This is a genomic window from Pedobacter sp. Leaf250 (assembly GCF_920984735.1).
Lineage (GTDB): Bacteria > Bacteroidota > Bacteroidia > Sphingobacteriales > Sphingobacteriaceae > Pedobacter.
The window spans coordinates 88,371-103,102 of the sequence record NZ_CAKLBU010000011.1 but is presented as its reverse complement, the minus strand read 5'-3'; the positions used below and the strand labels follow the sequence as shown (position 1 = coordinate 103,102).

Here is a 14,732-nt window from a genome sequence, read left to right as displayed (position 1 = left end):
GCTTTCTTAATCCTTGGAGTGGAAGCTTCCAAGGAGGGTGCAAAGATACAATAACACCTTGCACTTGCAAGATTTATTTTTATAAATAAATTTTTAAAGTTTTAATTTTATTCCGCCATTGAAGGTTCTCCCTTCTGTATGTGTCCAAATATCATCGAAAGTAGGATTTAGGTGTGAGCCATTAACAACACTTTTATATCGGCTTTGCCTCGTATCGGTGAAGTTTTCTGCATTAATAAAAATAGATATTTTACCAAAAACTTTCTCCGCCATAAAGCCAAATTCCCAAAATGCATTGGTTTGTTGATTATTGTATAAAAACTGTCTGTCGGTAAAATAACCTTCCAATCCCATTTTAAAATTGCCTTCCTTTTCATAAAGCAGAGCCAGATTTAATTTATTTTTAGGCAAAAGTCTGATGGTTTGAATCACTGAAAGGTAATCTGCTTTTGCATCAGTAAAGGTATATCCGGCAAAAAGTTTAAAATTTTCATGGAAAATCAGTTTAGCGTTGGTTTCAAAACCAACACTTCTTACCGGAGCCTTTGTATTTGAGAAAAAGAAATCGCCATTTAGGGCTTGTAGCAGAATTGTTGAATTGTTGATTCGGGTGTAAAAAAACATCTGATTGAAACTAATTGCCCAATCTTCGCCAATATTGGTTCTAAAATTAACATCTGCAGTTCCGCCATAACTTCTTTCTGCTTTTACATTAGCCAATGGTAACAGGTTTTGGTATTGAAAGGTTTCCGTTTGTTCGGTAAAAAGGGTTGGGGTTTTGTAACCTAAACCACCGCCAATTCTCGAACTCCAATGGTCATCAAATTTATACAAAGCTGAGATTCTTGGGAGAACAAAAACTTCATTCTGGCTATAGTTGTTGTTAAAATAATTTACAAAATCTGTTCGCAATCCACTCTCTAATTTAAATGCTTCGCTAATATCCCAAGTATGTTGAGCATAAACTCCTACCGTTTTTGTCGTGAAATCTTTCCTTAATGTGGGCTGTTGATCATTTTCTGAAAATTTATCGTAAACTACATTCGCACCAAAAATTAAGCTTTGATTTTTAAGGGTTTTTAAATAACTCAAGTCGGTGTACGAATTATAATTAATTCCATTGAAGCTGTAGTCGGGAATTTCTATTCCTCTTTTAAAGTAATTAAAACTGGTTTTTACTTTCAATAAATCTCGATCAGCCGTTTTATAGCTGAAATCCAATGTTGATGTATTTCGAATGGTATTATTAGCTTCAAAATAACGATGACTGGCATTTGCTCCGCTGTTGATTACAAAAATATCTCCGCCAGTTCTTTCACTTTTTGTGAAGGCATTCCCAATTATAATGGTTGCTTTATCATTTGGATAAATGAAAAGTTTTGGATGAATGGTGAAGTCTTTGGTTTTCGGCAGTTCCGTAAAATCATCTTTGTCCACATCGTAAGCTTTCTGAAAATTGGTAAGGGCAAGCAAGCTGTAACCAAATTTCTTTCCTCTTTGCATGCTAAAGGCGCCAATATTTGTTTGGCCTACGTTAGATTGGTTGAGGATGAAATTTAGATCTGCTTTTTCTCTTGGCGATCGAGAAATAAAATTAACTACACCGGCAATGGCTCCAGCTCCGAACAATGTTGATGAAGGACCTTTAATAATTTCTACCTGTGCCAAATCTAATGGTGGGATTTCGAGAATGCTCAATCCACTGGCAAAATTTCCAAAACTGGCATAACCATCTTTTAACAGTTGGGTATATCTTCCATCCAAACCCTGTATTCTGATACTGGCATTTGCACTAGTTGCCGAAGTTTGCTGTACGGCAATTCCCGTGCTTTCATGCAAAATCATAGAAACATTTGCTGGTCGCATGTTGCTCTTTTCGTCAATTTCTTCCAATTCAATGGTTTCTACCCGTGTTGGTGTATTTTGGATGGTTCTGCTTGTTCGTGTAGATGACACAATCACTTCCTCCAATTCCTGGTCGGCTTCTTCCATTAAAATTTCGAGTGGCTTTTCTTGATTGACAGGAAATAGAAGTGTGAGTTGTTGTTCTTCGAAACCAATATTTCTAATTATAAGCGTTTGGTTTCCATTCGGAATATTATTGAGCGATGTTGTGCCATCGGTCAAAGTTTTGACTACAATATTTGTGTTTTTAACTAAAATAGTTGCATCACTCAAAACAGATTTAGTCTCTTTGTTTTTAACAATTATTTTAAGTGAATTCTGTGCGTACGCACCTGTAATGCACAAAATTGTGCAGAACAATAAAATTATTTTTTGCATTAATGTATTTATAAAATTGAATAAATGGATATAATCCTGAAATAATCGGTTACCCGATGAAATGAATATTCAATTTTGGCGGTTGCCAGATATTTTGAGTGTATTTAGATAAAAAATGGTTACTATAATATTTTAATTCCTTTTCAGGAATTAACCTTTTTAGTGTTTTTGGTATTGAAATCGGCACATTTGCCAATAAAAGCTGACCGCAACAATTACAGGTACATAAAGGGGAACAATTGTCCTGATCTGTAAGACCTTTGGACTTCTCTATGTTAGAAATTGATAATTCAGTTGGATTATTAACCATTGCCATAACATCCTCGCAGTTGATGCAGGATAGACTGACGATTAAGAAACTCATTAAATAAATCAAAAACTTCATTCAGTAGCAAAGGTACGAATCATCTTTAATTTGTTTTTGCATTTAATACGAATTAATTATTTCTGATCAAAAAAGATTAAGGTGTTTATGAAGAATTACTCATTTGGGCTGTATTCCAATTAGTTGTTTGATTCAGTGGTTATTACCAGAACATTATAGGCCGCATGATGTTATGAAAATATCATACCCTATAAAATGCAGCTGTCTACTCCACTTATTCTCGATCAAGAAACAGATTTAAAACTTAAAGTTTGGATCTCTGATCAAAAGATATTTTTAGATCGGTTGCGGGCTAAAGATGAGGCTGCATTTAAAATACTTTATCAAAAGTATGCATCTGCTGTTTATGGTATTATAGTGAGAAGTTCTTGCGAACAAAATAAAGCATCAATGGTGTTAGAAAGTGTTTTTCTTGAAGTATGGAATACCATTTCTCTTTATGATGAAAATAAGATCAAACTATTTACCTGGATAAATCAAATTGCAACTAAAAATATTAATATTTCGAAAGTTGCTTCATAGTAAAATCTCCGATTAATTATTCTATTTAATTTTAATATATCCTGTCTTAATTGAAGCTTTGGTATATTTTATTTTTTTAAAAATTTCTTTGTAAAAGAAAAAGGAGACCTCATCCAAGCGTCTCCTTTTTTTCTAACCAAATATAAACCTGTTATGAGCCAGGCTTTGTCTTAAATCCTATCCGAAACCTTAGTTTCTTAAAGGATGTTTTTATCTTTTTTATTATAAACAAACATCGTTCCGTTTATTACTCTACAAATATAGTAAAAAATTTCATAGTGTAAAAAATACACTAAGAAATTTTTAAGTATTTTTTTTGTCATTTTTTATTTACAATTACTTTTTTGAGCGATTGCGGTATGTAAAATGATTGTAGTGCAAATATATGGCTAAAATATGTTAAGAAATTGTTAAATCTGAATTTTTTAATAGTTATATTCTTGCATTTATGCTAAATTATTGATTGTTAAGTGTATTTATTCGTGATTATTTCCTAAAATTTATCTTTTTTAGATGTTTTTGTTATTTATTGTATAGTTTTAGGTAATTAAATACCAAATATGCATGTAAAATATTTTTTAATTTATTAGTAAAAAACGTTTTTATATAGAAAAAGCGGCCAATGTTATGAAACATTGCCGCTTATTAATTTTAATATTTATTTAATTTTATTTCAAGCTACCATAGTATTCTACGAATTTAGCCAGTGCAGATGAGTAACCCCATTCGTTATCGTACCAAGAAACAACTTTTACAAAGTTATCATTTAATGAAATACCGGCACCTGCATCAAAAATAGAGGCATGGTCGTTTCCAATAAAATCAGATGAAACAACTTCATCTTCTGTGTAACCTAAAACACCTTTTAAATAACCTTCAGAAGCTTCTTTCATAGCTGCTTTGATTTGCTCGTAAGTTGCTGGTTTTTCTAAACGGGCTGTTAAATCAACAACAGAAACATCGGCAACAGGAACACGGAATGACATACCTGTAAGTTTTCCTTTTAATTCAGGAAGAACCATACCTACAGCTTTAGCAGCACCAGTTGATGATGGAATGATGTTAGAAAAACCACCACGGCCACCTCTCCAATCTTTTGCGGATGGGCCATCAACAGTTTTTTGTGTTGCAGTTACAGCGTGAATAGTACTCATTAAACCTTCTACAATTCCGAAATTATCATTTAACACTTTAGCAATTGGTGCTAAACAGTTTGTAGTACATGATGCATTTGAAACGATAGTTTGATCTGCTGTTAATTTATCGTGGTTAACGCCCATAACGTAAGTTGGGATATCAGCATCTTTAGCTGGAGCCGAGAAAACTACTTTTTTTGCACCTGCAGCGATGTGTTTTTCTGCATCAGCACGAGTTAAAAATAATCCAGTAGATTCGATTACAACTTCAACACCTACAGCGTCCCATTTTAAATCAGCTGGATTTCTTTCTGCTGTTACACGGATTGTTTTTCCATTAACAACTAAATTTCCATCAACAACTTCAATTGTTCCATCAAACTTGCCGTGAGTTGAATCATATTTTAACATATAAGCCATGTAATCTGGCTCAATTAAATCGTTAATTGCTACAATATCTAATCCTCTTTTAAGTGCAGCTCTGAAAACCAGTCTGCCGATACGGCCAAAGCCGTTTATTCCAATTTTGCTCATTGTTTTGTTAATTAGTGTAATGTTTTAATAAATTTAGTATTGGTTCTTTAATAATCGTTTTAATTTTGAGTTGGTGTTTTTCTGCAGTTAATTGCAAGCGTTCTTCCAGCTCTGAGGCCACTTTGCCTACAAAATGAATGTCTTCCTTTCCATATCTTTCTACTGTTGGTAGAATATAGGTTTGGAAATATTTTTCAAATCCACTATCAATTAATTTGATGATGTATTCGTGATCAATGTTTTGCGTAAAAAATTCAAAAAAAGAAGTTAAAAAAATATTAGCCTGTGGCTTGTTATAAATTCTTTCCAGGATCTGAGGGCGATCTAGATTATAATTTCCAATAAATTTTGCTTCCAAATCAGCGGGTAATTTCTCACTTAAAAAGTCTTTTAAAAGCATTTTTCCGAAATAATTTGAAGAGCCTTCATCTCCAAGGATATATCCTAATCCGAAGTTATTTTTTAAAGGCTTTTTACCATCAAAGTAGGCACAATGTGAGCCACTGCCCAGCATACCAACAATTCCAGGCTTATCATAACATGCGGCTTTCGCTGCTCCAAATAAGTCATCCTCAACAAAAACCTTACTGTATCTAAAAAATGATGAAAGGGTTTTTGATAATTCTTCTTTACGATCGGGCGATGAAGCACCGGCGGCAAAGAAATATATTTTCTTTATGTTTTCAGCATTGTTAACCAAAACCACCTTTTTGTTCAAAATTTGCAACAGCATTTTTGAATCTACAAAAGTTGGATTGATACCACTAGTATTGCAATGTGCTACAACCTGTCCATTTTGTGTTAATTTCCAAAATGCCGTTCTCGATCCACTGTAAACTACTGCTATCATATTTATATGGATAAAACTTCTGTCATTTCCATTAAATCGGGTTCCAGTTTAAAGCTATGTGCTGTTAAAGCTTCTGTAATACTGGTCATTTTAATTTCGTTGCCTTTTAAGCCAACCATTTGCTCGGTTTCTCCAGCTATTAACGCATTTACTGCAGCAAAACCCAGGCGGCTACCTAAAATTCTGTCAAAACTGCTCGGACTTCCACCACGTTGTAAGTGTCCGAGTATAGTAACCTTGGTATCGTAATGATCAAAAGTTTCTTTTACTTTTTTAGCAATATCGTAAGCACCACCTTGTTTGTGCCCTTCGGCAACAATTACAATACTCGATGATTTTTTTGTTGCAGCTCCTAAAGCAAGTTTATCAATTAATTCATTTACACTGGTTTCTCTTTCTGGCAATAAAACCGCTTCGGCACCGCTGGCAATCGAGCTTCTTAAGGCAATACAACCAGAATCTCTACCCATTACTTCAATAAAAAATAATCGGTCATGCGCATCTGCAGTATCGCGAATTTTATCTATTGCTTCAATAACGGTATTAATGGCAGTATCATATCCTAGAGTAAAATCCGATCCCACTAAATCATTGTCAATAGTGCCTGGTATACCAATTACTTTAACACCAAAAGTTTCAGAGAATCTTTTGGCTCCTGTAAAAGTTCCATCGCCACCAATCACCACCAAGCCATCAATATTGTTTTTCTTTAAATTATTATAGGCAATTTGTTGTCCTTCATCTGTTTTAAATTCCAGGCAACGTGCGGTTTTTAAAATTGTTCCGCCCAAGTGTAAAATATTACTTACAGATCGGGCATCCATTGGTTTTATGTTGTCGGTAATTAATCCCTGATACCCTTGCATTACACCAAACATGTTAATGCCATGATATATTCCGGTACGAACAACAGCTCTGATTGCGGCATTCATTCCTGGGGCATCGCCACCAGAAGTAAGTACAGCTATATTTTTAATATTTGGCTCCATCTATGATACGAATATAGTGTGTAATTTTTACACTAAGTAATTTTTTTTATTTTTTTTACTTAATATTGAAAGTCATACCTTTATCTGCTTAAAATAACTAAATTTTACCTTGGAACAAATTTTACCTCATTTAGATTCAGTATTCTCGATAGATTGCGTTTTGTTTGGATTTGATGGAAAGGAATTGAAAATTCTTCTCATTGAAAGGAATGAAGAACCGTTTAAAGATTGGTGGGCATTGCCCGGTAACATTGTTGGTGCCGATGAAAGTTTGGATCAATCAGCCTCTCGAATTTTATATGAACTTACTGGTCTTCGTGGCATTTACATGGAGCAATATTATGCCTTTGGCGACCCCAACAGGCACCCGCAAGGAAGGGTAATCACTTTGGCGTATTATGCACTTATTCGTTTGGGTGGCGATAAAGAACTTCGCCCGATAAGTAATTACGCCAAACGGGCAAACTGGTTGCCAATTACTGATTTGCCTAAATTGGCTTTTGATCACCAAAAGATCTATGACAAGGGATTAGAAAAAATCAAACGTAGAATTAAACATCAGCCAATTGCTTTCGAGCTTTTACCAGAAAAGTTTACCTTAACTCAACTACAGCATGTTTATGAGTTGGTATTGGGCAAAAAACTCGATAAAAGAAATTTTAGAAAGAAAATTGTAAGCTTTGGTGTGTTAAAGGAGCTGGATGAAAAGCAAAAAGGCGTTTCTTACAGAGCCGCAACTTTATATCGTTTTGATAAGCGAAAGTATGCGAAGCTTTTTGGAAAAGAAATATCGTTTTAAGCTAAAAGTAAAAAGTAAAAAGTGAAAAGTTTAAGTAGAAAGTGAATAGTGCGGCATTGAACCGATAATTTTATACAAAGAAGCCCGATTTGAGATTTCAAATCGGGCTTCTTATTTTATGTTTTTGTAATTCAGACTAAAGATTCCGAATTTAAAATTTATTTTTTCGGAGCGAGTTCTAAGTGATAATGTACCAAATCATCTATAGGAGAACGGATAATTTTACCTACACCCATTTCGTAACGATCGGCCACGATACTTAAAATATCACGGAAACTGTAACCTACAGAACCTACACAGTTTAATTTATGATCTTTATAGTTCGGGTAGTGGATAACTAAAGCTTCAAAGAAAGAAGTAAAAGCATAATCAATTGTGCTGAATGCGTAATCTTCGTAATTATCTTTAAAATCATAAAGAAACTTACTGAAACTAGCACAAAAACGGTTTGGCAGAGGTTTGTTGTAAATATTATCAAAAATATCTTCGTTGGTTAAAGCATAATTATCATAAAATGCTTCACGTAAACCTTTTGGCATATAACCTTTCATGTAATCGCTCAAAATGCGCTTACCAATAAATGATCCGCTTCCTTCATCACCTAAAAAATAACCCAATGAATCAATGTTTAAGGTAATGTCTGTCCCATCATAAAGGCATGAATTGGTACCGGTACCTAAAATAGCAGCAAATCCTGGCTCGTTTCCAAGAAGCGCTCTGCAAGAGGCAAGTAAATCATGACCAACAAAGATTTCGGCATTGGTAAAAACCTGTTTCATGGCATCAGCCACAATTTTTACATTCCCAGGGGTTGAACAACCAGCTCCATAATAATAAACTCCTTGCAATTTCTCTCTTTCCAAGTGGTCTGGAAGAGTTTCATTTAAAGACTTTACAATATATTCTCCTTTCGAAAAATACGGATTGTAACCCTCGGTGTTAAAGTAAATTTTTCTGCCGGCCTCGTTAATCAAACACCAATTTGTTTTGGTAGATCCACCGTCTGCAATTACTATCATTTTATTTATTTTTGGTTTTAGCACGATAAAAGTATAAAAACTCTTATATTTTGTATCTTTTTTTTTAATAATTTTTTAACAATTTGTTGTTGTGAAAAATTAAGTGTGTAAAAAATACACTATATAACGGTCTTAATGGGCTAAAAACCTTAAAATTATACCAGAAAAGGCATTGGTCTTTTTTTTTAATCGTCAAAAACATTTTACAATTCTTTAAAAAATGAATAGCAGATTTTTAGATTTCAGGAGTGATACAGTTACTAAACCAACTGCAGGTATGTTAGATGCCATGATGAGTGCCAGGGTGGGTGATGATGTTTTTGGAGAAGACGAAACAGTAACTGCGCTAGAACATAAATTGGCTTTAATGTTTAATATGGAAGCCGGATTGTTTTGTCCTTCGGGAACAATGACCAATCAAATTGCCATAAAATGTTTTACCCAACCCATGGATGAGGTAATTTGCGATCAAACTGCTCATGTTTACCGATATGAAATTGGCGGTATTGCTTTTCATTCTGCAGCTTCTGTGAGGCTGCTTTATGGTGAACGCGGAATATTAACGCCAGAATTAATTGAACCCGAAATCAACGAAGATAATATTCACTACCCGAATTCGAGTTTGGTAGTTTTAGAAAATACGGTGAATAAAGGAGGCGGGAAATGTTATACTTTAGATCAAATTGCCCCAATACATCATTTATGTAATATCAAAGGATTGAAACTACATTTGGATGGCGCCCGTATTTTTAATGCTCTGGTGGCTACCGGAGATAAGGCTAGTGCGTATGGAAAATACTTTGATGGAATTTCAATCTGCTTATCAAAAGGATTAGGTGCACCAGTAGGATCGGTTTTATTGGGATCAAAAGATATGATTACCAAGGCCAGAAAAATAAGAAAGGCTTTTGGTGGAGGGATGCGCCAAGCCGGGTTTTTAGCTGCAGCAGGTATATATGCCCTTGATCATCATGTAGAAAGATTAAAAGTTGACCATGATCATGCGAAGGCATTGGCTGTTGCATTGGCTAGAACCAGTTATGTAAAGTCGATTATGCCTGTAGAAACAAATATTTTAATTTTTGAAGTAGCAACAGGTTTGGCACAGAAAATTGTCGATCAACTAAGAGACAAAGGTTTGCATTGTAATACTACCTCTGCAAGTACTGTCAGGTTGGTTACTCATCTCGATCTTAGTGAATCGATGATTGATGAGGCCATCGAAATAATTTTACATTTGTAATAATGGATTTCTTTTAGGAATCCGAAAGTGTACATCATAAAATTCTAACCAAATGTCATCATCTGAAAATAGTCAACTTAAAATCTCCAAACTTTTAATTGCAAATAGGGGAGAAATTGCCCTAAGAATTATGCGTTCGGCTAAGGAAATGGGTATCAAAACCGTAGCGGTTTTTTCGGAAGCTGACCGGAATGCTTTGCATGTTCGCTACGCCGACGAAGCTATTTTTATTGGTCCTGCGGCTTCAAATCAAAGTTATTTGGTTGGAGAAAAGATAATTCAGGCTTGTAAAGATACCGGTGCTGATGCCATTCATCCTGGTTATGGCTTTTTATCTGAAAATGCAGGTTTCGCTCAGCAGGTTGCTGACGCAGGATTGATTTTGGTTGGTCCATCGCCAAAAGCCATGCAGATTATGGGTAATAAACTCTCCGCCAAAGCTGCCGCACTAAAATATAACATTCCAATGGTTCCAGGAACTGAGGAGGCCATTACAGATGTTGCCGAGGCAAAGCGTAGGGCTATTGAAGTGGGTTTCCCTATTTTGATAAAGGCAGCCGCTGGTGGTGGTGGCAAAGGCATGCGCATTGTAGATGGTGTAAACGATTTTGAAGAACAGATGCAACTGGCAGTTAGCGAAGCCACGTCAGCATTTGGTGATGGAGCGGTTTTCATCGAAAGATATGTAACTTCTCCCCGGCACATCGAAATTCAGGTTTTGGGTGATGAGCATGGCAATATTGTTCATCTTTTCGAGCGTGAATGTTCTGTTCAAAGGCGTCATCAAAAAGTGGTAGAAGAAGCACCTTCATCCGTTTTAACACCAGAAATTAGAGAAAAAATGGGGGAATGTGCGGTAGATGTGGCCCGTTCGGTCAGTTATACTGGTGCCGGTACTGTAGAATTTATTTTAGATGAAAATCTGGATTTTTTCTTCTTGGAAATGAACACGCGACTTCAGGTAGAGCATCCCGTTACAGAATTAATTACTGGGATTGATTTGGTTAAGGAGCAGATTAAAATTGCGTCAGGAGAGCCCTTAAGTTTTAATCAGGAGGATCTAAAAATCAATGGTCATGCGGTAGAATTGAGGGTGTATGCTGAAGATCCAAATAATAATTTCTTACCAGATATTGGCACTTTGCAAACCTATAAAACGCCAAAAGGAAATGGTGTAAGGGTAGATGATGGTTTTGAACAGGGAATGGAAATTCCAATATATTATGATCCGATGATCGCAAAGCTGATCACTTTTGGAAAAGATAGGGAAGAGGCTATACAAAGAATGATCAGAGCCATCGACGAATATGATATTACCGGGATAGAAACTACTTTGGGTTTTGGTAAATTTGTAATGCAGCACCAGGCTTTTAGGTCTGGAGATTTTGATACTCATTTTGTTGGCAAATATTTTAATGCCGAGAGCCTTAAAAATTACGATGAAACGGAAGCATTGATCGCGGCTTTAGTTGCAGCGAAGCTTTTCAAAAACAAAAACAGCATTGAAAAATTTGATAGTGCTGTGGCAAAAACTTCCGATTGGAGAAAAAATAGAATTAAATATTAAACCATGTTTACCGGAATTATAGAAAACCTAGGCGAAGTTACAGCCATCAAAAACGATCAAACCAATATTCATTTTACCATTTCGTCGTCAATAAGCCATGAACTTAAAATCGATCAAAGCGTAGCTCATAACGGCGTTTGCCTTACTGTGGTGGCATTAGATGATAGTTCACATACAGTGACGGCCATTGATGAAACGCTGAATAAAACCAATTTGGGCAATTTAAAAGTAGGCAGCAAAATTAATCTAGAGCGATGTATGCAAATGAATGCACGCCTGGATGGGCATATTGTTCAAGGGCATGTAGACCAAACAGCGGTTTGCGTTAAGAGAGCAGAATTGGATGGAAGTTGGGAGTACCGTTTCAAATACGATGCTTCAGCCGGTAACGTTACTGTAGAAAAAGGCTCGGCCTGTGTAAATGGAATTAGCTTAACGGTAGTTAATTCTGAGGCTAATGAATTTTCTGTATTCATTATTCCTTACACTTTTGAGCACACCAATTTGCATCAGGTCCAAGTTGGCGATACCGTAAATTTAGAGTTTGATATTATTGGAAAATATGTTGCTCGTTTAATGGCGAACAAGTAGATTTTTAAGGAGTTAAAAGTAAAATTTTAGTTAATAAGCTTTGCCTTGGTTATTTTAACCAAGGCTTTTCTTTTATACATAACTGTACAGGACAGTTAGCCCTGATTTAATGCGCATTATAGTGTAACCAAAGCCAAATTTAATATCACCAACATGAGCCCATCATCATTGCTTACCCGATTTTTTGTTGTTTTTACTATTGTAGTTTTTTCTTCTGTTAAGGGGTTTTCTCAAAAAATCGCAGTACAAGATTTAACTGTTGAACATTTGGTAAATCCTTTTAGTGTAGATAATTCTCAACCTCGGTTTAGCTGGAAAACGCAATCGGATATCAAAAATACATTGCAAACCAATTATGAAATACGTGTAGGAAAAAACGAGACGATCAGCAAAAGTACAGTTTGGTCATCAGATAAAAAAAGTGATCAGTCGGTTTTGGTTACGTATGCCGGACCAGATTTGGAATCGAAAACCAAATATTACTGGCAGGTAAGGGTAAAAGATAATCATGGCAATACATCGAAATGGTCGCAAGTGCAGTGGTTTCAAACCGGCTTAAAAGAGAAGGATTGGATTGCCAATTGGATAACTATTGAAGGAAAAGATACTTCAGCAGCAAGTCCGATATTTAGGAAGGAATTTAATATTCGCAAGAAAATAAAAACAGCCACTGCTTATATCACCGCAAAAGGTTTGTATGAAGCCCGCTTGAATGGTCAACGGATAAGCAACCACTATTTTGCACCAGGGTGGACAAGTTATCAGGATCATTTGCAATATCAGGTTTATGATTTAACAAATTCCTTAAAAACAGGTTTAAACGCGTTTGGTGTTTCTTTAGGCGATGGTTGGTACAAAGGCCGAATAGGTTTTGCAGGACAAAGTAAATTTTATGGCGATACGAGAGCCTTACTTTTTCAGTTAGAAGTGGTATATGGAGATGGAACCAGAGAAATTTTTATCACTGATGATACCTGGAAAACTTCCGATGGCCCGATTTTATCATCGGATATTTATAATGGTGAAACCTATGATGCCCGAAAAGAACAAAAAGGATGGGATAATATCGGTTTTAAGGAAAACTTATCATGGAAGGCCACAAGAATTATCCCAAAAGATAAGGTAAAGTTGGTTGGCATGAGCGGTCCGCCGGTTACAAAACATGAAATCTTTAAACCTATTAAAATTTTCAAAACACCTTTAGGAGAAACCGTTGTCGATTTTGGGCAAAATATGGTGGGTTGGGTGATACTTAAAGCCAAAGGGCCAGCGGGCACAAAAATTACTTTAAGCCATGCAGAGGTATTGGATAAAGCTGGAAATTTTTATACCACCAATCTACGGTCTGCAAAACAATCAAATCAGTATATTCTTAAAGATAACGTTGCACAAACTTTTGAGCCCCATTTCACTTTTCAGGGATTCAGGTATGTAAAAATTGACGGTTATCCCGGAGAATTAACTGCTGATGCTTTAACAGCTGTGGCGGTATATTCAGATATGAAACAAACCGGAAGGTTTACAAGTTCAAATGCGATGCTAAATCAGTTGCAGCATAATATTCAGTGGGGGCAAAAAGGAAATTTTGTGGATGTTCCTACTGATTGCCCGCAAAGAGACGAGCGTTTAGGTTGGACTGGTGATGCGCAAGCATTTGCAAATACAGCTGCTTACAACATGGATGTAGCTGGTTTTTTTACCAAATGGATGAAGGATGTTTCTGCAGATCAACTGGAAAATGGAAGTGTACCTTATGTGATACCAAATGTATTGAATAAACGCGATGCTGGATCGGCAGGTTGGGCCGATGTAGCCACTATTATTCCTTGGGATATGTATGTAGCTTATGGCGATAAAGGCATCTTGACAGCACAATATCCTAGTATGAAAAAATGGGTAGATTATATTTCATCGGTTGCCAAAAATGATTTGTGGAACACTGGTTCGCACTTTGGCGATTGGCTATTTTATCGACCTAATGATGATAATGATGGGCGTGCAGCAGTAACAGACAAGTATATGATTGCGCAAACATTTTATGCACATTCTACACAATTATTGATTAATGCTGCAAAGGTTTTGGGTAAAACAGAAGATATAGCGAAATATGAAAGCCTTCTAAAAAGAATTAAGCAAGCCTATGTGAATGAGAACATGACGGCAAATGGTAAGTTGGCTTCGAACACGCAAACAGCCTATGTTTTGGCTTTGCAATTTGATATGCTGCCTGAAGAAAACCGTAAACAAGCAGCAGAAAGATTGGTGCAAAATGTTAAAGATTATGGAAACCATTTAACCACAGGTTTTTTAGGAACACCTTATTTGTGCCACGTATTAAGCCGTTTTGATTACGATAATGTTGCTTACGATTTATTGATGCAAGAAAGCTATCCTTCATGGTTATATCCAGTTAAAATGGGGGCAACTACTATCTGGGAAAGATGGGACGGTATTAAACAAGATGGATCTTTTCAAACTCCGGATATGAACTCGTTCAATCATTATGCCTATGGCGCTATCGGCGATTGGATGTACAAAAACATTACAGGAATAAATCCAGTAGCTCAAAATCCTGGTTACAAAGAAATATTAATCGCTCCAAAACCAGGTGGAAAATTATCTAGCGCAGCTGGCGAATTGGAAACTGTTTATGGTTTGGTAAAATCATCATGGACATTGGAAAATGGTCTTTTCAAATTGGATGTATCTGTTCCACCTAACTCTACAGCTACAGTGGTGTTACCAAAAAGTGAGAAAAAGGAAAAAATCGGATCAGGAAATTATCATTTTGAATACAAATATTAATGCTTTAAT

Annotated in this window: 12 protein-coding genes; 6 read left to right on the top strand and 6 right to left on the bottom strand. The window is 35.8% G+C overall.

All coding sequences use genetic code 11. From position 1 onward, the window contains the following. Positions 1–93: 93 nt before the first annotated feature. Together LUA91_RS11885 and LUA91_RS20770 are read right to left on the bottom strand one after the other, a co-directional pair. Positions 94–2,283: a TonB-dependent receptor gene (locus LUA91_RS11885; protein ID WP_231426269.1), complete on the bottom strand. Its 2,190-nt coding sequence runs from the start codon at positions 2,281–2,283 to the stop codon at positions 94–96. Positions 2,284–2,332: 49 nt separating this feature from the next. Further along, on the bottom strand, positions 2,333–2,668 hold the full coding sequence (locus LUA91_RS20770) for a DUF6660 family protein (protein ID WP_370633630.1): 336 nt from the start codon (positions 2,666–2,668) through the stop codon (positions 2,333–2,335). Positions 2,669–2,863: 195 nt separating this feature from the next. Between LUA91_RS20770 and LUA91_RS11880 the strand changes: the two genes are divergently transcribed. Beyond that, entirely contained in the window at positions 2,864–3,190 is a 327-nt protein-coding gene (locus LUA91_RS11880) for an RNA polymerase sigma factor (protein ID WP_231426268.1), read from the top strand. 668 nt (positions 3,191–3,858) lie between these two features. Here the strand turns inward: LUA91_RS11880 and gap are convergent. Genes gap through pfkA form a run of 3 tightly spaced genes read right to left on the bottom strand, consistent with a single transcriptional unit; the run spans position 3,859 to position 6,699 of the window. Next, positions 3,859–4,860 carry a type I glyceraldehyde-3-phosphate dehydrogenase gene (gene gap, locus LUA91_RS11875; RefSeq protein WP_231426267.1) on the bottom strand — a complete coding sequence of 334 codons (1,002 nt, stop codon included), beginning with the start codon at positions 4,858–4,860 and terminating at the stop codon, positions 3,859–3,861. 7 nt (positions 4,861–4,867) lie between these two features. Continuing rightward, positions 4,868–5,710, bottom strand: coding sequence for a hypothetical protein (locus tag LUA91_RS11870; protein WP_231426266.1), 843 nt, complete (start codon positions 5,708–5,710; stop codon positions 4,868–4,870). A 2-nt stretch (positions 5,711–5,712) separates the two neighbouring features. Then, a complete protein-coding gene (gene pfkA / locus LUA91_RS11865; RefSeq protein WP_231426265.1) occupies positions 5,713–6,699 on the bottom strand; it encodes a 6-phosphofructokinase in 987 nt (328 codons plus the stop codon). Positions 6,700–6,808: 109 nt separating this feature from the next. Between pfkA and LUA91_RS11860 the strand changes: the two genes are divergently transcribed. Next, the gene (locus LUA91_RS11860; RefSeq protein ID WP_231426264.1) at positions 6,809–7,498 is read left to right on the top strand and encodes an NUDIX domain-containing protein; all 690 of its coding nucleotides are present in this window, start codon (positions 6,809–6,811) and stop codon (positions 7,496–7,498) included. A 158-nt stretch (positions 7,499–7,656) separates the two neighbouring features. Here LUA91_RS11860 and LUA91_RS11855 read toward each other — a convergent pair whose 3' ends face one another. After that, on the bottom strand, positions 7,657–8,517 hold the full coding sequence (locus tag LUA91_RS11855) for an N-acetylglucosamine kinase (protein WP_231426263.1): 861 nt from the start codon (positions 8,515–8,517) through the stop codon (positions 7,657–7,659). A gap of 220 nt (positions 8,518–8,737) precedes the next feature. Between LUA91_RS11855 and LUA91_RS11850 the strand changes: the two genes are divergently transcribed. The 4 genes from LUA91_RS11850 (at position 8,738) to LUA91_RS11835 (ending at position 14,723) form a co-directional block, all read left to right on the top strand. Then, entirely contained in the window at positions 8,738–9,760 is a 1,023-nt protein-coding gene (locus tag LUA91_RS11850) for a low specificity L-threonine aldolase (RefSeq protein WP_231426262.1), read from the top strand. A 52-nt stretch (positions 9,761–9,812) separates the two neighbouring features. Beyond that, positions 9,813–11,327 carry an acetyl-CoA carboxylase biotin carboxylase subunit gene (gene accC, locus LUA91_RS11845; RefSeq protein WP_231426261.1) on the top strand — a complete coding sequence of 505 codons (1,515 nt, stop codon included), beginning with the start codon at positions 9,813–9,815 and terminating at the stop codon, positions 11,325–11,327. 3 nt (positions 11,328–11,330) lie between these two features. Continuing rightward, on the top strand, positions 11,331–11,918 hold the full coding sequence (locus LUA91_RS11840; protein ID WP_231426260.1) for a riboflavin synthase: 588 nt from the start codon (positions 11,331–11,333) through the stop codon (positions 11,916–11,918). Between the two features lie 153 nt (positions 11,919–12,071). Then, positions 12,072–14,723, top strand: coding sequence for a glycoside hydrolase family 78 protein (locus tag LUA91_RS11835; protein WP_231426259.1), 2,652 nt, complete (start codon positions 12,072–12,074; stop codon positions 14,721–14,723). The last annotated feature ends 9 nt before the right edge of the window (positions 14,724–14,732 follow it).

Bases quoted from the DNA above. Each gene is read 5' to 3' on its own strand.
- accC (WP_231426261.1), top strand. From the start codon at position 9,813: ATGTCATCATCTGAAAATAGTCAACTTAAAATCTCCAAACTTTTAATT.
- gap (WP_231426267.1), bottom strand. From the start codon at position 4,860: ATGAGCAAAATTGGAATAAACGGCTTTGGCCGTATCGGCAGACTGGTT.
- LUA91_RS11870 (WP_231426266.1), bottom strand. From the start codon at position 5,710: ATGATAGCAGTAGTTTACAGTGGATCGAGAACGGCATTTTGGAAATTA.
- pfkA (WP_231426265.1), bottom strand. From the start codon at position 6,699: ATGGAGCCAAATATTAAAAATATAGCTGTACTTACTTCTGGTGGCGAT.
- LUA91_RS11855 (WP_231426263.1), bottom strand. From the start codon at position 8,517: ATGATAGTAATTGCAGACGGTGGATCTACCAAAACAAATTGGTGTTTG.
- LUA91_RS11880 (WP_231426268.1), top strand. From the start codon at position 2,864: ATGCAGCTGTCTACTCCACTTATTCTCGATCAAGAAACAGATTTAAAA.
- LUA91_RS11835 (WP_231426259.1), top strand. From the start codon at position 12,072: ATGAGCCCATCATCATTGCTTACCCGATTTTTTGTTGTTTTTACTATT.
- LUA91_RS20770 (WP_370633630.1), bottom strand. From the start codon at position 2,668: ATGAAGTTTTTGATTTATTTAATGAGTTTCTTAATCGTCAGTCTATCC.
- LUA91_RS11885 (WP_231426269.1), bottom strand. From the start codon at position 2,283: ATGCAAAAAATAATTTTATTGTTCTGCACAATTTTGTGCATTACAGGT.
- LUA91_RS11850 (WP_231426262.1), top strand. From the start codon at position 8,738: ATGAATAGCAGATTTTTAGATTTCAGGAGTGATACAGTTACTAAACCA.
- LUA91_RS11840 (WP_231426260.1), top strand. From the start codon at position 11,331: ATGTTTACCGGAATTATAGAAAACCTAGGCGAAGTTACAGCCATCAAA.